The 16,493-nt window shown below is 55.6% G+C and carries 14 protein-coding genes; 9 read left to right on the top strand and 5 right to left on the bottom strand.

Translation table 11 applies throughout. The features are described 5' to 3' along the window. Positions 1–10: 10 nt before the first annotated feature. From DFO56_RS05260 to DFO56_RS05220, 9 genes are all read left to right on the top strand, one after another. Complete coding sequence (locus tag DFO56_RS05260; RefSeq protein WP_045508410.1) at positions 11–1,375, top strand: MmgE/PrpD family protein; 1,365 nt, start codon at positions 11–13, stop codon at positions 1,373–1,375. Positions 1,376–1,402: 27 nt separating this feature from the next. Then, complete coding sequence (locus DFO56_RS05255) at positions 1,403–2,725, top strand: MmgE/PrpD family protein (protein ID WP_045508408.1); 1,323 nt, start codon at positions 1,403–1,405, stop codon at positions 2,723–2,725. Between the two features lie 12 nt (positions 2,726–2,737). Next, positions 2,738–3,499 (top strand): sulfite exporter TauE/SafE family protein, encoded by a 762-nt coding sequence (locus DFO56_RS05250; protein ID WP_017456805.1) that lies wholly within the window; start codon positions 2,738–2,740, stop codon positions 3,497–3,499. A gap of 153 nt (positions 3,500–3,652) precedes the next feature. Continuing rightward, complete coding sequence (locus DFO56_RS05245; protein WP_045508405.1) at positions 3,653–4,699, top strand: amino acid ABC transporter substrate-binding protein; 1,047 nt, start codon at positions 3,653–3,655, stop codon at positions 4,697–4,699. Between the two features lie 63 nt (positions 4,700–4,762). Next, positions 4,763–5,977 carry an amino acid ABC transporter permease gene (locus DFO56_RS05240; RefSeq protein ID WP_045508402.1) on the top strand — a complete coding sequence of 405 codons (1,215 nt, stop codon included), beginning with the start codon at positions 4,763–4,765 and terminating at the stop codon, positions 5,975–5,977. Positions 5,978–5,986: 9 nt separating this feature from the next. Beyond that, positions 5,987–7,054, top strand: coding sequence for an amino acid ABC transporter permease (locus DFO56_RS05235; RefSeq protein ID WP_045508399.1), 1,068 nt, complete (start codon positions 5,987–5,989; stop codon positions 7,052–7,054). Beyond that, positions 7,054–7,812 (top strand): amino acid ABC transporter ATP-binding protein, encoded by a 759-nt coding sequence (locus DFO56_RS05230; RefSeq protein WP_016496065.1) that lies wholly within the window; start codon positions 7,054–7,056, stop codon positions 7,810–7,812. Before DFO56_RS05235 ends, DFO56_RS05230 begins: the two co-directional genes overlap by 1 nt. Before the next feature lie 452 nt (positions 7,813–8,264). Beyond that, positions 8,265–9,803 (top strand): PAS domain-containing methyl-accepting chemotaxis protein, encoded by a 1,539-nt coding sequence (locus tag DFO56_RS05225; RefSeq protein WP_016496064.1) that lies wholly within the window; start codon positions 8,265–8,267, stop codon positions 9,801–9,803. Positions 9,804–9,860: 57 nt separating this feature from the next. Beyond that, a complete protein-coding gene (locus tag DFO56_RS05220; RefSeq protein WP_045508396.1) occupies positions 9,861–10,943 on the top strand; it encodes a mannuronate-specific alginate lyase in 1,083 nt (360 codons plus the stop codon). 6 nt (positions 10,944–10,949) lie between these two features. On the opposite strand, the gene DFO56_RS05215 is transcribed toward DFO56_RS05220, so the two are convergent. The 5 genes from DFO56_RS05215 to DFO56_RS05195 are packed head-to-tail and all read right to left on the bottom strand — an operon-like array spanning position 10,950 to position 16,483. Next, the gene (locus tag DFO56_RS05215; protein ID WP_016496062.1) at positions 10,950–11,747 is read right to left on the bottom strand and encodes a hypothetical protein; all 798 of its coding nucleotides are present in this window, start codon (positions 11,745–11,747) and stop codon (positions 10,950–10,952) included. A gap of 56 nt (positions 11,748–11,803) precedes the next feature. Beyond that, positions 11,804–12,955, bottom strand: coding sequence for an MFS transporter (locus tag DFO56_RS05210; RefSeq protein WP_045508393.1), 1,152 nt, complete (start codon positions 12,953–12,955; stop codon positions 11,804–11,806). Positions 12,956–12,958: 3 nt separating this feature from the next. Next, positions 12,959–13,771, bottom strand: a complete 813-nt coding sequence (locus DFO56_RS05205; protein WP_045508390.1) for a hypothetical protein — start codon at positions 13,769–13,771, stop codon at positions 12,959–12,961. Then, positions 13,758–15,209 (bottom strand): radical SAM protein, encoded by a 1,452-nt coding sequence (locus DFO56_RS05200; RefSeq protein WP_045508387.1) that lies wholly within the window; start codon positions 15,207–15,209, stop codon positions 13,758–13,760. Before DFO56_RS05200 ends, DFO56_RS05205 begins: the two co-directional genes overlap by 14 nt. Then, complete coding sequence (locus tag DFO56_RS05195) at positions 15,209–16,483, bottom strand: glycosyltransferase family 2 protein (protein WP_045508385.1); 1,275 nt, start codon at positions 16,481–16,483, stop codon at positions 15,209–15,211. The genes DFO56_RS05200 and DFO56_RS05195 overlap by 1 nt, the downstream gene beginning before the upstream one ends. Positions 16,484–16,493 lie beyond the last annotated feature (10 nt).

The raw sequence follows: 16,493 nt of genomic DNA, 5'->3' as shown, positions 1-16,493 counted from the left end.
GTGTTTTACCATGACAACGAAAGCAGAAACTGCATTAACCCGTGGAGAACAGCTAAGCCATTTTATCAGCCATGCTAATCAACTCGTTGTGCCAGCTGCCGTTCGGCACGAAGCAAAACGCGCATTAATTGATTTTCTTGGCGTGGCGATTGGCGCCGTTAATGACGATGCCGTTAACGCTGTTCGCCAGGTGGCGAAAAAATGGAATGCCGCCGGTGATGCGCGAATTTTCCTTTCTACTACCACCACTCCGGCACTTGCCGCATTAGTTAACGCCACCATGGCGCACGCCGCCGATTACGACGACACCCACCCAGCGGGCGCAGGCCACCCCGGCGGCCCGTGCTGGTCAACGGCGCTGGCGATGGCGCAGGCGCATCCGGTTGACGAGGAGCAGATCCTGCTGGCCTTCATCACCGGTTTTGAAGTGATGGCGAAACTGGGCGGCGGCTGGGTTCCGGGCGTTGGCCGCAACCTGCAACGCCGTGGTTTTCACCCTACTTCTGTTGTCGGTCGCGCCGGCGCGGCAGCCGTTGCCGCAGCGATTTTGCAGCTTTCCGAAGAACAGGTGCGCAACGCGTTAGGCGCGGCGGCAACCATGATGGGCGGTTTGCAGAAATCTTCCGGCACCCACGGAAAACCGTTCCACGCCGGGAAAGCGGCAATGGACGGTATTCTGGCGGCTGAACTGGCAGCGGAAAATTTTGTCGGTGCCCACCATTTTTATGAAGCTGACGGCTGGGTAAAAATCTTTATCCAGGACGGCAGCGCGGAAATTCCCCCGCTTGATTTCGGCGAGAGCTGGGAACTGCTCACCAACGGTTACAAGCTGTATGCCAGCTGCCGTGGTACGCATGCTTCCATTGAGACCGCACGTAAACTTTATCCACAATTGCAGGGGCGTGCTATCACCCGAATTTCGGCAAAAGTGCACCCGATGGGCATGGTTAACGCCGGAATTATGGATCCGCGTACGCCGCTGGAGAGTAAATTCAGCATTCCTCACTGTATCACTCTTGCATTAAGCGGCTACGCTCTGACAGATACCGATTTCACCCAGGCGACGGTTGACGATCCGCGCCCGCGTGCGCTGTTGCCGCTGCTGGAAGTGGAAGCGGTTGATGGACAGTCCGCCAGTTCCGCCTTTATTGATGTCTGGCTGGATGATGGCAGCGTGTTGCATGCGCATACGGATGTCTATCGCGGTCACGCGCAAAATCCACTGAGCGACGATGAGTTGCGCGCCAAATTTGACGCCCTCACCGTTCCTGTCCTCGGCGCGGCGCGAAGCGCACAATTATATGACACCGCCCTGCACTTTGAGCGCCCCGGATCACTGGCGCGCATCACCGGATTACTTGCCGGCGACCACTAATTCTTTTTTTGTACAGGAAATCTGTTCATGACTATTGCCCGACAACTTGCCGGTAATTTACTGGCGTTCTCCCGGCAGGCTTTCCCGCAGGCCGCGTACGCCCAGGCGCGTACCGCGATAATTGATACGTTAGGCGTGACGCTTGCCGGCGGTGTGCAGGATGGCTCGCGCAAATTGCGTGCAGTGATTGTCCCTTCAGCCGCGACCGGCAACAGCCGCGTATTTGGCACCGACCTGAAGCTGAACGCGCTCGATGCCGCCCTGTTAAATGGCGTCTCTTCGCACCTGCTTGATTTTGATGATTCCAACTCCTGGCTGCACGGCCATATTTCTGTCGCCGTTTTGCCTGCGCTGTTGGCGCTGGCGGATGAGCTGGATATCAATGGCGAAGCGGTGCTGCGCGCGTATATTACCGGCTATGAAACCGCAGTGCGCATGGGTAAAGCCGTGAGCCCGTTTCAGTACCGCCATGGCTGGCATCCGACTACCACGGTCGGCGTTTTCGCCGGTGTGGCGGCCTGCGCGGTGGCACTCGATCTTAATGAAGAGCAAACCGCCACGGCGCTAGCGATGACCGCTTCACTCGCCAGCGGCATTAAATCGAACTTCGGCACGGAAACCAAAGCCCTGGCGGTCGGCCAGGCGGCGCGGAGCGCGGTAATGGCCTGCAAACTGGCAAAAGAGGATTTCAGCGCAGGCGCGAATGCCTTCGAGCATCATCAGGGATATTTCCACGTCTATAACGGCCAGGCGAATGTCGACCCACTCCCGTTAACGGAAAACTGGGATGCAACGCCGTTTATTCTCGATACCGTGAAGAGTAACAATTACAAATATTTCCCATGCTGTTACGCTATTTTATCGCCGCTGGATGGCGTGCTGGCGCTGCGTGAGGAAACCGGGTTGCAGCCGCATGAGATTGAGCATATTGAGGTGAAAGTTCACCCGATCCGCTTCCCGCATATCAATATTCCGCAGCCGGAAAACCCGCTGGCGGGTAAATTCAGCCTGCATTATTGCGTGGCGCGTGCGTTTGTCACCGGCACCCTGACGCTGGATGATTTTATCGACGACGCGCGTTTTCAGGATCCGGCGACACAGACGTTAATGCAGAAAGTGACGCTGGAGCGCCATGACGAAGAGATTACACACAGCGCCTTCGTCACGCTGACCACCGTCGACGGACGGCAGTTTGCCTTGCGGGTCGCCGGGGCGCGGGGTTCCAGCCCGGCAATTCCGCTGCCGGATAACTTGATCGAACAGAAATTTCTTGATTGCGCCAGCCGAATTCTGCCAGCGGCAGAGGCTCAGGCGCTGTATCATCGCCTGCTGCAGGATGATTTTCGTTAAACGGATGTGAGTATGACACTGACGTTGATACCGCCGGAGATTTCCCCGCTATTTGCCGGGGTGATGGTGTTTTGCAGTTTCCTGACCTCGGCGCTGACGGCCGCCATGGGGCTCGGCGGCGGCACGGCGTTGCTGGCGATCATGGGGCTGGGGATGCCGGTGAGCAGCCTGATGCCGGTACACGGCATGGTGCAGCTTGGCTCCAACTTTAGCCGGACGCTGATTCAGCGAGTCCATGTGGTGTGGCCGCTGGTGCTGTGGTTTTTACTGGGTAGCGCGGTGGGCATTGCCGTTGGCGCACCGGTTGCGGCGGTGATCCCGGACAGCATCGCCCGTATCGCACTGGGGTTGTTTATTCTCTGGTCGGTGCTGCGTAAACGCGGAGAACAGAAACCGCTGAGTCGGCCGTTGTTTATTATTGGCGGCGCAGTGAGTAGTCTTGGGACGATGATTGTTGGCGCAACCGGGCCGATGGTCGCCGGGCTTATCAGTTCACAAGGGCTAAAACGCCAGCCGCTGATTGCCACACATGCGACCTGCATGGTGTTGCAACACGGGTTAAAGATCCTCGCGTTCGGGCTGATGGGTTTTGCCTGGGCCAGCTGGTTACCGGTGCTGGCGGCAATGATTATCAGCGGTGCGCTGGGTACGTGGCTCGGAACGCGCGTACTGGATAACGTACCGGAGCGGCTGTTCCGCATACTGTTTCGCATTACCATGATCCTGCTCAGCGCGCAGTTGCTGTGGCAAGGTGTGCGGGGATGGCTGCAATAATTCCATCGTCGGTTTTCTGGATATGCTTTACTGAATTCGTTCTTTGCTAAGGAGGTCATGGATGAGGAACATACGTATACAAACGGAAATGTTAGTGAAATCAGTAATAAATACAGTTAATTAATCGGATAGCAACTTTAAAAAGGACCGGTCATGCTCAAAAAATCTCACCTTGCCGCCTCAGCCTTGCTGCTGGCGCTCGGCAGTTTCCTGGCGCCTGCCCAGGCGGAAAACGCGCCAGCTGTTAATGGCGATACCGTGAAAAAAATCAAAGCGCGCGGTGAACTGGTGTGCGGCGTTCACCCTGCCCGTCACGGTTTTGCCGCGATTAACAGCAAAGGCCAGTGGGAAGGTCTTGATGTTGATTTCTGCCGTGCGCTGGCAACGGCGGTGCTGGGCGACGCGTCGAAAGTGCGTTTTACCCCGCTCTCAACCGCACAACGCTTTATGGCGCTGCAGTCTGGCGAAGTGGACGTGCTGTCACGTAATACCACCGCGACGCTCACTAACGATGTGTCGCTCGGCATCAGTTTTGCGCCGCCTAACTTCTACACCGGCACCGGTTTTATGGTGCGCGCCAACAGCGGCGTGAAAAAACTGGAAGATCTCGACGGCGCAACCGTTTGTGTCACGCCAAGCAGTACCGAACGTAACGTCGCGCAGATTTTCGGCTCGCGCAACATTCACTACACGCCAGTGGTTATTGAAAACAACAAAGAGTATGTCGCCGCCTACCTCGCGGGTCGCTGTGATGTGATCGCCCGCGATAAAGTGGCGCTGCCCGGTATCCTGGCGTTTGATACCGACAAACCGCAGGATCATGTGATCCTGCCGGGGATGTACTCCAAAGAGCCGCTGGCGATGGCGGTGCGCAAAGGCGATAACCAGTGGTATGACATTGTGAAATGGGTGGTTTACGCCACTTTCGATGCCGAAGAGATGGATGTTAACCAGAGCAATGTCGATGAAAAACTGAAATCCAGCGATCCGGATGTTCAGGGCCTGCTTGGTGTCACAGGCGGCTTCGGTCAGAAACTGGGTCTGGATGACAAATGGGTATACAACATCGTTAAACAGGTGGGCAACTATGGCGATATTTACAACCGCCACTTTGGCCCGAAAAGCGCTGAACCGCTGGATCGCGATTTGAATAATCAGTGGAACAAAGGTGGCCTGCTTTACGGCCTGCCGATCCGTTAATCGCCGGGCCGCCTCCGTCTTGCAGGGCGGCCCTTCTCCACTCCTGCCACAGTCGTAATTTTAATGATGAAACAGTCTGACAACTCCGGTGTTCTGGCGTCGGATGCGACGCGCGAGGCCACCGCGTTTCGCCTTTTCACCTTTTTTGGCAGTCAGTCCGTGCGCAGCGCCTGCTACCAGTTGCTGCTGGCGGCGCTGCTTGCAGGATTTAGCTACTGGCTCTACAGCAACGTGGTGGAAAACCTGCATGCGCAACGCATTTCGACCGGTTTCGGTTTTCTGCACCAGCCTGCGCACTTCGCCATCGGGGAAACGTTAATTCCCTACTCCGCGAATGACAACTACACCCGCGCGCTGGTGGTTGGATTTCTTAATACCCTCTATGTGACGCTGTGCGGCATTGTGCTGGCGACACTGCTCGGATTTTTGGTTGGTATTGGCCGGGTTTCCAGAAACTGGCTATTGATGAAAGTGTGCGTCACTTACGTGGAGCTGCTGCGTAATGTCCCGGTGATCCTGCATGTGATCTTCTGGTCGATGGTGATCCGCAACCTGCCCGCGCCGCGCCAGGCGATAGAACTGCCGGGCGGTTTTCTTACCAACCGGGGCTTAACGTTCAGCGTTCCGGCGTCGCACAGCGGCTGGCAGTGGACATTGCTGGCGCTGCTGGCTGGCTGTGTGTTAAGCCTGCTGGTTTCACTGCTTGCGCGTTACTGGCGCGAGCGGCGCAGCAAAGTGCTGCCCACTGGACCTATTCGCCTCGCGCTGATTATCGGCCTGCCGCTGCTGGTGTGGTGGTTGTCCGGTGCGCCCCATGCGCTGAATACGCCGGAGCTGCGCGGGTTTAACTTTCGCGGTGGGTTTACCATCAGCCCGGAATTTACCGCGTTGCTGCTGGGCATCTCGCTCTACTCGTCTGCCTATATCGCCGAAATTGTTCGCGCGGGGATTCAGTCCGTGCCCAAGGGGCAACTGGAAGCGGCGCGCGCGCTGTCGTTTTCATCGTGGCATGTCATGCGCTATGTCGTCATTCCGCAGGCGATGCGGGTGATGGTGCCGCCGCTGGCGAGTAAATATGTGAGCCTCGCGAAAAACAGTTCGATAGCCGTGGTGATTGGCTACCCGGAACTGGCGAATATCAGCAACACCATGATGAGTCAGACCGGCCAGGCGCTGGAGGCTATAGCCATTATGATGGTGGTGTATCTGGTCATTAGCGGCACCACCTCGCTGTTGATGAACCTGTTTAACCGCTACGTCGCCATTAAAGAGCGCTAAGGAACCGTTATGCAAAATCCTGTGGTTTTCTGGCTACGACAGCATTTATTTAGCAGCGTTGCACAAAGCGTATTGACGCTGCTGTTATTAACCGTGCTGGCGCTGGTGGGGGCAACGATCCTGCGCTGGGGCGTGATAGACGCGGTCGGTTTTAACGGGACGGCCGAGCAGTGCCGGGCGGCGGCTGGTGCCTGTTGGGCGGTGATCGGCGAGAAGTATCGCCCGATCCTCTTCGGGCTCTATCCGTATGATGAGCAGTGGCGTGCCGCCCTGGCGGTGCTGGTGTGGTTTGTCACCGTCGGGCTTTCGCTGTCGCCGATGTGCTGGCACTCGCGCCTGTTGTGGCCGCTGTGGATAGTCTCGCTGGTTGTGATGTCAGTGCTGATGAGTGGCGGTCTGTTCGGGCTACCGCCGGTCTCTTCTGCGGACTGGGGCGGTCTGCCGCTGACGCTGCTGCTTTTTTCCGGGACGGTGATTATTGGCATGCCGGTGTCGGTGGCGCTGGCGCTGGGCCGCCGCTCTCCGCTACCGTTTTTGCGCGGTTTGTCGGTGGTGTTTATTGAAGGGTTACGCGGCGTACCGTTGATCACGATCTTATTTGTCGCCGTGAACGTTTTTCCGCTGTTTTTACCTGCCGGGATGGAAGTGAACAAGCTGCTGCGGGTGATTATTGGTATTGCCCTGTTCTTTGCCTGCTATCAGGCTGAAGTGATCCGTGGTGGTTTGCAGGCGGTACCGCGCGGTCAGTATGAAGCGGCCGCGGTGCTGAATCTGGGTTACTGGCACACCACCACCAAAATTGTGCTGCCGCAGGCGCTGCGCATCTGCCTGCCGGCGGTGACCAACCATATTATTGCGGCGATGAAGAACTCGTCATTCGTGATCATTATCGGCCTGTTCGATGTTCTGACCGCCACCACCGCAGTGATGCAGGATCCGGTATGGCGTCGTTATTACATTGAAACCTATGTGTTTATTGCCGGCCTGTATTTACTGTTTGGCTTTTCGCTTTCCCGTTACGCGATGTGGATCGAAGGACGCATCGATGAACGCCGCAACCCTGAAGGAGTTTCCTGATGCAAACCACAACACCCCCGCACGATGCGATCATTCAAATGACCTCCGTCAGCAAATGGTACGGGAAATTTCAGGTGCTGGATGATGTTTCGCTCAGCGTAAAAAAAGGCGAGCGCGTGGTGATTTGCGGGCCATCCGGTTCCGGTAAATCGACGCTTATCCGCTGTATTAACCGGCTGGAAGAGCACCAGAAAGGCCAGATTCTGGTGAACGGTATCGAAATGAATGACAACGTGCGCAACATCAGCCGCATTCGTTTGAGCATCGGGATGCTGTTTCAGCAGTTTAATCTGTTTCCGCATTTAAGCGTGCTGGATAACCTGATTATCGGCCCCACGCTGGTGCGCAAGATGAGCCGCCCGCAGGCAACGGAGCTGGCGATGCACTATCTGGAAAAAGTGCAGATCGCCAACCAGGCGCATAAGTTCCCGTTGCAGCTCTCCGGCGGCCAGCAACAGCGCGTGGCGATTGCCCGCGCGCTCTGTATGCAACCGGAGATTATGCTGTTTGACGAGCCAACCTCGGCGCTGGACCCGGAAATGATCAAAGAAGTGCTGGATGTGATGCTGGATCTGGCGGACAGCGGCATGACGATGATTGTGGTCACGCATGAAATGGGCTTTGCCCGTACCGTGGCGGATAACGTGATTTTGATGGCCGACGGCCGCATTGTTGAATCCGCGCCGCCGGAAACGTTTTTCACTCAGCCTGCGCATCCGCGTACCCGTCAGTTCCTCGATCAGATCCTCAGCCATTAATTGCAGTGCGGCGGTTTTCCGCCGCACTGCCGTCGCAGTCAATATTCTGCTGCTGCATCGTTAATAACCATAAATAAATTACTTGTATTGTGGTTTTCTTATACCTGGGACTTTATCTAAAAGTAAAAATGTTAGCCTGCGATGTTAATGTTTCTATTTTTGATCGTCTATTTATTCGCCTTTGCTGCATCACTGGCTATTAATTTGACTTAAGAATGTACTTATGGCTGGTTTGTTTTTTTGTCGTCATTTTTCTTTCGCAAAATCATAACAATATTTATAAATTGAGTCGTAAGTATGACTAAAAAAATATTTAACGCAGCTACTTTCCGTTGCCGATAACTTTGTGGAGAATGCACTGGTAATAACAAAAACTCACTGGCCGGTAAATTATAAAAAAGCCTATTACCGCGTCAGCAATTTATTGATCGCGGTACATTACGGGGTTTTTCATGAAGCGTAACACTCCTGTTACACAGAAAGAGTATTTGCTTAACGATGGGGCGACGCTGTTGTCGACCACAAATACGCACAGCCATATTACTTATGCCAATACGGCATTTATTGACGCCAGCGGATTTACCGAAGACCAGTTGATGGGCGAAGCGCACAATATTATTCGCCACCCGGATATGCCCGCCGCCGCTTTTGGTGATATGTGGTTTACCATCCAGCAAGGTGATAGCTGGACCGGGATGGTGAAAAACCGCCGCCAGAACGGCGATCATTACTGGGTGCGCGCTAACGTGACGCCGGTTTATCAGCAAGGTGAGTTGACCGGTTATATCTCGGTGCGGAATATTCCACAACGCGATGAAATTGACGCCAGCGCCGCGCTTTATGATCAAGTGAATGAAAACAAACTTCGCGGTTTCCGTTTTTATAAAGGTTTAGTGGTTCGCCGTGGGTTATTTTCTTTCCTTTCAATTTTTCAGCGGATTAGTGTTTCAAAACGGATTAACCTGGGCGCCATTATTACCGCTGCCCTGTTAGTGGTATTGCAATTCCTGCCATTTAATGCGGCTGAAAAAGCCGGTGTAACGGTTATTGCATTGGGATTACTTTCCGCTTTTTTGCAGAGCCAAATATCACGCCCGCTCAAAATAGTTTTGTCACAAATGCAAAAAGTGGTCTCCGGGCGAAAAGCCGACTACCGCCATTTTAACCGCGTGGATGAAATCGGTTTGCTGATGCGCCTGGTAAACCAGTCCGGGTTGAACCTTAATTCGCTGGTGGGCGATGTTTCCGCGCAAATAAAAGGCATTCGCGTGATCAGCGGGCGCATCTCCAGCGAAGGCGATTCTCTGCGGCAACGTACGGAAGAGACCTCCGGCGATCTGCACCAGACTGCGGCGGCAGTTGAAGAGATCGCCAGCGCGGTAAGGCAAACGGCGGAAACCGCAACAGAAGCGATGGCGCGCGCGGATGAGACCAGCGCCAGCGCGATGGAAAGCGGCGATGTGATGAAAAAGACCATTGCCATGATGCAGTCGGTTTCCGCGGACAATAATAAAATCGTCGACATCATTGGCGTCATCGACAGTATCGCTTTCCAGACCAATATTCTGGCGCTGAATGCGGCGGTGGAAGCGGCGCGTGCCGGTGAATCCGGCCGCGGTTTTGCCGTGGTTGCAGCGGAAGTGCGTAATCTGGCGCAACACTCCGCCTCTGCCGCGCGTGAAATTCAGACGCTTATCGAACACAACGTGGCTAACGTGAAAAGCGGTGTTGAGATGGTCGAAAACACCGAAACCCACCTGACAGCGATGATCGAAAGCGTGATCAATATGTCGGCGATGATTAAAGAGATCGGCATCGCCACCCACGAACAGACACAGGCGCTGGAGCTGATTAACCAGTCCGTTTCACGTATTGGCGCCATGACGCATAACAACACCGGCATGGTGGAGCATGTCACCAGCGCGGCGGAAGATCTCTCTGAACGCGCCGCCCGCCTGCATCGCGCGGTGCATGTTTTCGGCGGTAGCTGATAGTCCAGGACACCATGCTATAGTGCTGCTCCCGGTCGTGGAAAAACAGGACATAGCATGGTGTTTCTAAGAGCAGTGCTGATCTTCATCTTTTCGGCAGCCGCCCATGGCGCCGATCGTCTTTCTCCTCCCGCCGGGTTTATGCAACCGCCGGAACACCACCCAGCAAAAGCGGTTAACTGCCCCACAGCCCCCGCGCCTTTCACTGGCGTGCTGGATTTTCAAAGTAAATATGCAGGCTCCGACAGCGCGCGTGCCACGCTCAACCCTGAAGCCGACGCCGCTTTCCGCCAGCAAACCAGACCGATTACCGATATGGAGCGCTTTGTCAGCCGCCAGGTAACCGCCTGGGCGCAAAACGGGAACCCGTCGAATGTCGCCTGTGTGGTCAACGCCCTGGCAGACTGGGCCAGCGCGGGGGCGTTAACTGGCGATGCGAAGAACCATACCGGCAGATCAATGCGTAAATGGGCGCTGGCCACCTTCTCTTCTGCCTGGCTGCAGTTGCAATATTCGCCTCAGCATCCGCTGCGCGCTTATCCGGCTCAGCAGGCAAATATTGAGCGCTGGCTCAGCACACTTGGTGATTTAACCGTTAACGAATGGCATGATTTACCGCTGAATAAAGTCAATAACCACAGCTACTGGGCGGCCTGGGCCATTATGGCAACCGCGGTCGTCACGCAGCAGCGCGATCTCTTTACCGACGCGCTGGATATTTACCGTACGGCGATGCAGCAAATTGATCCGCAAGGTTTTTTACCCAACGAACTGCGCCGTCGTCAGCGGGCGTTCTCTTACCACAATTACGCTATCCAGCCGCTGGTGATGATTGCGCTGTTTGCCCGTGCAAACGGTGTCGATCCAGAAGCGGAAAATCACGACGCGCTGCGGCGTCTGGGGGAAGTGGTGATTGGCGGGATAACCGATGCGCAGCCGTTTGCGCAAAAGACAGACGCGGCGCAGGATGTGTCGTTTTTACAGCACCCGACCAATCTGGCCTGGCTTGAAGGCTGGTGCCAGCTGTATAGGTGTAATGATCCGCTGCGCCAGCGTATAGCGTCCCTGCGCCCGCTGCAAAACACCCGTCTGGGCGGTGATCTCAGCCATCTGATGGCCGCCACCGCCCGACAGGAGTAAGTGAGGTTAACCGGCGTTTCCGGCTATCGCCAGATAGTCCGTATAGAGCTGTGGCGCACCGGAAAACGATGCGAGCGTGCGCCACTCGTCATACATCCGTTCCGTATCCTGATGTGCGGCGACAAAGGCCAGTGATTTTTCCGTGGACACATCCAGCCCCGGATGAAAGGCGTTCAGCGACGCCAGACTCTCGATTTCCAGCATCACCGCGTACTGATCGAGACGATTACCGCCCTGACCTTTCAGCATGTGGAATTTCCAGCCGGGGTAATCTTCGACGCGGTGGATATTGTCAGTAATGAATTTTTCGAACGTCTGCGGCAGCACGCCCGCGCGCAGGGCGAGGTTGTGGAAACCGACGACACGCGCCACCGTTTCTTGCCCGGCTTTGGCCTGGTAATTCGGCCCATCCGGCAACGAGCTATGCGTATTTTCCGCCACCAGGGAATAAGTGGTGAAAATGGTCGGCAGCTCGGCAAACGTCGCGAAGGTTTTCCACTCAGCAATCAGCGCCAGCGCCTGCGGGTGTTGCTGCCAGAATTGCTGCGCTTCGGCGGTCTGCTCGCCACTGGCTGTCACATAGCGGGCGTACTGCTGCGCATCCGGCGCTTCGTACAGCATCAGATACTCGTTTTCTCGCTCACCGCGTAAACCTTTAAGCAACGTCCAGCGCCAGCCCGGATACGCCGGGATCTGCACACCGCGCTCGCGGGCGAATTGCTCAAAATCGCCCGCCGTTACCCCTTTTTTCAGGTTGAGGCCAATGTAATGCACGCTAAAAACTGCATGAGATGGGTAATTCATAAAGACTCCTTTCTTTTTTCAATTTTTCAATTTTCACAACACGGGCGTGCCCGTGGTTAATGGATAATGTTGCGCGCCTGCAGGCTAACCAGCAGCAGAAGCACAATGCCGGCGCTGAACACCGCGCTCAGGCTGAAGTGTTGAGCCATGGCGCCAATCAGCGCCGGGCCGCTCAGCAATCCCGCATAGCCGAATAACGTGACGGCGGGCAGCGCGAAGTGCGACGGCACACTGGGCTGATTCCCCGCGCCGGAGAAAAGCACCGGCACAATGTTCGCCAGCCCCGCGCCAACCAGCACGAACCCGGCAAGAGAGAGCATGGCGCTATGCAGTGAAACCATCACCAGCAACCCCGCCGCGGCACACACTCCGCCGAAGAGCAGCACGCGCACGTTGCCATACGTGTTGATTAAGCGATCGCCATATACCCGCCCCAGCGCTACGGCAATGGAGTAGAGCGTAAAGCCCAGGCCCGCCTGCTGCGCGGGCATCTGACGTTCGCTGTGCAGGAAAACGGCTGACCAGTCCAGCATCGCGCCTTCGATCAGAAAGATAAAAAAACAGACGATAGCGATGAAAAGCACATGCGGATGCGCCAGCGTTCGCAGCAGGCTTCCTTTCGCGTCGGTTTGTTGCGGGCGCCTGGCTAATAAATGGCCGGATGAAGCCAGCGCGATCGCCAGAATCAGCAGCGCAATCAGTAAAATGGCGTGTCGCGGCGCCACACCTGCCCACAACAACAGGCTGACGCTTCCGGCACCCGCGATGCAACCCAGGCTATAAAAGCTATGGAAACCGGCCATTCTTGCCTGGCCGGATTCACGCTCAACCACCACCGCCTGGCTGTTCATCGACACATCGAGCAGGCCATTTGCCGCGCCGAAAAAGAGCAGAACCCCGCCCATCACGACGGGAGAATCGATAAACAACATTACGGGCAGATCGAGACACAACACCAGGGCGCAGCAGAGGATCACGGCCCGACAGCCAAACCGGCTGATTAAGCTGCCGCTGAACGGCATTGCCAGCATCGACCCTGCGGCAATGCAAAACAGCAGCAAACCCAGCGCGCCGTCATCAACGTGCAGCGTGGCTTTCACCAGCGGGATCAGCGGTGCCCACGCGGAGACCGCCAGACCGGCGATAAAAAATATCCCCCGTGTCGCATGCTGTGCGCCGGTATTTGTGGCTGGGTGAGGCGTTGTCATTGGCTACACTCCTTGTCCCTGGCTTTCGGCCACGGCCAGATAATCGGTGTAGATTTGCGGCGATCCCGAGAATGACGCGAGCTGTTTCCACTCCTCGTACATCTGTTTGGTGTCCCGGTGTGCGCTGGCGAAAATGGCTGCCTGATCGGTGGCGATATCCGGTTCAGGATAGAAAACATCCAGCGCCGCAAGACTTGCGATCTCCATCATCACCACATATTGATCCAGCCGGTTGCCGCGCTCGCCTTTCAGCATGCGGAATTTCCAGTCCGGGTAATCTTCAATACGCTGGTAATTTTCGGCGATAAAGGTCTCGAAGGTCGCGGCTTCGACATCCGGGCGCAGCGCCAGGTTATGGATGCCAATCACCCTGGCTTCCGGTTCCTCTCCCGGTCGCTCGCGATAACGGGGGCCATCCATCACGGTGCTTTTTTTGTTTTCTGCCAGCAGCCGATAATCGGTGTAGATCGTCGGTAGCGCGCTGAATGTCCCCAGTTGTTGCCACTCCCGCAGCAATTGCTGAGCGTGCGGGCGATCGCGCCAGAACTGACGCGCCAGTTCGGTGAGATTGCCATCCGCGCGCTGGTAACGATCGCGCAAGCCGGCGTTTTCGATTTCATACAGCATCAGAAATTGCCCGGCGCGCTCTCCCCGCAGGCCGCGCAGCAACGTCCAGCGCCAGCCGGGATAACAGGGGATCTGGCACCCTTTCTCACGAACAAACTGCTCAAACTGTTCATTGGTGACCCCGGCTTCGGTGTCAATGGCGATGTAATAAAGGCTAAAAACCGGTGTTGATGCGTCAGTGTGTTTCATGCGCGACCTCCTGACTGTCGGCGAATGTGAATTGGGTATTAATGATCGCTTCCACCAGCGTGACGCCATTTGGCGTAAGCGTGACGTTATCGCCAGTCACGGTGATGAGCGCTTTTTGCGTTAACGTTTCTAACGCGCGATGAATCACCGGGTTGTGGAAAAAACTGCGACTGTCGAAGCGCTGGCGGAATTCGCTATCGTTGACCGGGCGCAGAGTGGAGAGGGCCATTTTGAAGGCATTAACTTCGCGCTGAAGCGGTGAAAAACCCTGTTGCGATTCAATGGGTAAGCGCCCTTCTTCCAGCGCCTGGGAGTAGTGTTTGTAATCCGTAATGTTGATCGCCTCCGACTGCGTGCATTTCGAACTGCCGCCAAGACCAATCGCCACTTCCGGATACTGTTTATTAAGGTCAGTAATCAGCCCTTTCCACTTCTCCGCAGGCTGGGTGCGCTGATGGAAATACATGGTGGGATGCTCAGTGTACTCATCGGCGAAGTAGCGCTCGATCAGCTCACGCATCTGGTACTGCTTACCGAGCCCCGGAAAGCGGCTGGTCGTCCCTTTTTTCTGCCATAAACTCTGGCGCTGCCCCGATACCCCGGTGCGCTGCTTCATCAATTCCGCCATATGCAGCTTTGTGCAGACGACATGGGAAAGCGCCAGTTCGCGGCACTTCTCCATATCATATTTCACGTCATCGACGCTTTGCCCTGGCAGGCCGTAGATCAGATCCACACTTATCCAGTCGAAACCGACTTCGCGCGCGTTCGCAATCGTCTGTTCGCAGGTTTCCGCGCTATGTTTACGTCCACAGGCCTCGATAAGCTGGTTATTGAATGACTGGACGCCAAAACTGATTTTGCTGAACCCCAGCGTTTTGAGCAGCTGCAGATAGGCTTTTGTCAGCGTTGCCGGTTCCCCTTCAAAGCGCAGCGTGGCGGCAGAAAAGTTAAAATTGTTGCGGTAAAACTCAATCAGACGCCGAAGTTCCGCTTCCGGTAGCAACGACGGCGTGCCGCCGAAAACGTTAAATTCGCCCACTTCCGCATGGGCAAGCGCGGGCACCTTTTGCAGCCACAACGTTGCTTCCTGAATATTCTGATCCACCACCCGGTGAAAAACGGCCCGCGAGGGGGCGCTCTGCGGATTAATGATAATGGTCGGGAACTGGCAGAAATGGCAGCGGTAGCGGCAGGTGGGAATCGACGCCCAGAGATGGATCTGCGCTGCCTGTTTAATGTCGTGTTCCATCTCGCGGAAAAAGGCGTCCTGCGGGTAGTCTTTGATGTCGCCCGGAAACACGTGGCAACCAAAAGGATCCCGGTAGACGTACTCCAGCAAGGTGTGATTTTCCGGCGCCGCCAGAAAGTCGTACACGCGCGGCACCGGGTAGTGCGGGTCGAGATCGTTCAATGAATCCAGAAGTGCGTTATTCATCAGAAGACTCCCCCGTTGGCAAAGTAGTTATGCGCCATGCCGGACTCGCGATCCTCACAGAAATACCAGACGAAACGCTGGAAATCGCGCTCCTCAACCTCGTCAAAACAGGCTGGCAGCGGCGGTGGGAAACCAATGTCTTCGCCCATCGCACGGCGCATGGCGCTGAAAATCTCGTCGCGAAATTCGAAATAGAGCCGGTAAGCGGGCGTTTTATAGGCGTGGATGGGCGTGAAATCGATAATGCGTGTTTCGTGTTTGATGGCCTCGATGCGCCGGAACAGGCGATCGGCTACCACCGGACCGAAGAAGTCACGCACGGCGTCGCTGTCTAACAGCAGGTGCGGGTTGAGAAGCACCGGCAGCACAATGTTTTTCGGCACGTAATCTTTTATGGAGTAGTGCCAGGCCTGTAATGACTGTTCTGGTGTCGTGTCGCTCAGCGAGGTTTGCTGTCCCCCTTCCGGACGGACATCTTTCATGATGATGATGCCATCCTGTCCATAAGCGACACCGGTTATCACTTCCTGCAGAATGGTGTCCACGCGGCGGCTGTTGATTTCAACATGGGAATCGCGTGCGTAGACAGGTTTTCCGCCCGCGGCGATCACGCGAATACCGAAATCCCAGTCATCGGAAAGGTGCTCGACAAACCGGCCGTTATTGAGCTGGTAAAAAATCTCAATGCCGCCGACTTTGTCGTACATCGTACGTTCAACGGCAAAACCTTTGCCATCCGGGAAGCCGCCAAACAGCGAGAAGGAGACATCGCGGCAGCGCAGCGTTTTCTGGATCTCCGCAAACAGGTTTGGGCGCAGCCGGAAGTCGTTTTCGTTGTAGTAGTAATTACAGGTGCCTAAATCCCCTGCTTCCTCGACCATTTTTTCAATTAGCGTGTGCAGCCACCAGCTGTCCACGGTACAGTCCGCATCGGCCGAAACGATATAGTGCTTACGGTTTATGCCAAGGCGTTTATCACGCGCTTTTGAACGCAGCGAGGCGTAGTCCATTCCGCATTTTCGCGCGGAGGAGACACCCTGCGTGGTTTCCTTGATGATATGAATATCCATTGCCGGATTGAGCCGATGAAAATCCTCTATTTGCGCTACTGAATCGTCGGTGGAATTATTATCCACCACGATCAGCTCCCAGTTATCATGTGTCAGCATGTTATTACGCGTTCTTTGATGAAGTAACGAGACAAGCACAGAATTAATTCTGTCGCTCTCGTTATAAACGGGTAAGACAATCGAAACATAAACATTGTTACGCATATATACTCTC

Origin of the sequence: Kosakonia sp. AG348 (assembly GCF_003337365.1) — a bacterium.
Taxonomy (GTDB): domain Bacteria; phylum Pseudomonadota; class Gammaproteobacteria; order Enterobacterales; family Enterobacteriaceae; genus Kosakonia.
This window is presented reverse-complemented; position numbering and strand designations above follow the sequence as displayed.

Excerpts from the sequence above, each read along its gene's own strand:
- DFO56_RS05210 (WP_045508393.1), bottom strand. The coding sequence starts at position 12,955 with ATGACAACGCCTCACCCAGCCACAAATACCGGCGCACAGCATGCGACA.
- DFO56_RS05205 (WP_045508390.1), bottom strand. The coding sequence starts at position 13,771 with ATGAAACACACTGACGCATCAACACCGGTTTTTAGCCTTTATTACATC.
- DFO56_RS05230 (WP_016496065.1), top strand. The coding sequence starts at position 7,054 with ATGCAAACCACAACACCCCCGCACGATGCGATCATTCAAATGACCTCC.
- DFO56_RS05255 (WP_045508408.1), top strand. The coding sequence starts at position 1,403 with ATGACTATTGCCCGACAACTTGCCGGTAATTTACTGGCGTTCTCCCGG.
- DFO56_RS05260 (WP_045508410.1), top strand. The coding sequence starts at position 11 with ATGACAACGAAAGCAGAAACTGCATTAACCCGTGGAGAACAGCTAAGC.
- DFO56_RS05250 (WP_017456805.1), top strand. The coding sequence starts at position 2,738 with ATGACACTGACGTTGATACCGCCGGAGATTTCCCCGCTATTTGCCGGG.
- DFO56_RS05220 (WP_045508396.1), top strand. The coding sequence starts at position 9,861 with ATGGTGTTTCTAAGAGCAGTGCTGATCTTCATCTTTTCGGCAGCCGCC.
- DFO56_RS05195 (WP_045508385.1), bottom strand. The coding sequence starts at position 16,483 with ATGCGTAACAATGTTTATGTTTCGATTGTCTTACCCGTTTATAACGAG.
- DFO56_RS05215 (WP_016496062.1), bottom strand. The coding sequence starts at position 11,747 with ATGAATTACCCATCTCATGCAGTTTTTAGCGTGCATTACATTGGCCTC.
- DFO56_RS05225 (WP_016496064.1), top strand. The coding sequence starts at position 8,265 with ATGAAGCGTAACACTCCTGTTACACAGAAAGAGTATTTGCTTAACGAT.
- DFO56_RS05235 (WP_045508399.1), top strand. The coding sequence starts at position 5,987 with ATGCAAAATCCTGTGGTTTTCTGGCTACGACAGCATTTATTTAGCAGC.
- DFO56_RS05245 (WP_045508405.1), top strand. The coding sequence starts at position 3,653 with ATGCTCAAAAAATCTCACCTTGCCGCCTCAGCCTTGCTGCTGGCGCTC.
- DFO56_RS05200 (WP_045508387.1), bottom strand. The coding sequence starts at position 15,209 with ATGAATAACGCACTTCTGGATTCATTGAACGATCTCGACCCGCACTAC.
- DFO56_RS05240 (WP_045508402.1), top strand. The coding sequence starts at position 4,763 with ATGATGAAACAGTCTGACAACTCCGGTGTTCTGGCGTCGGATGCGACG.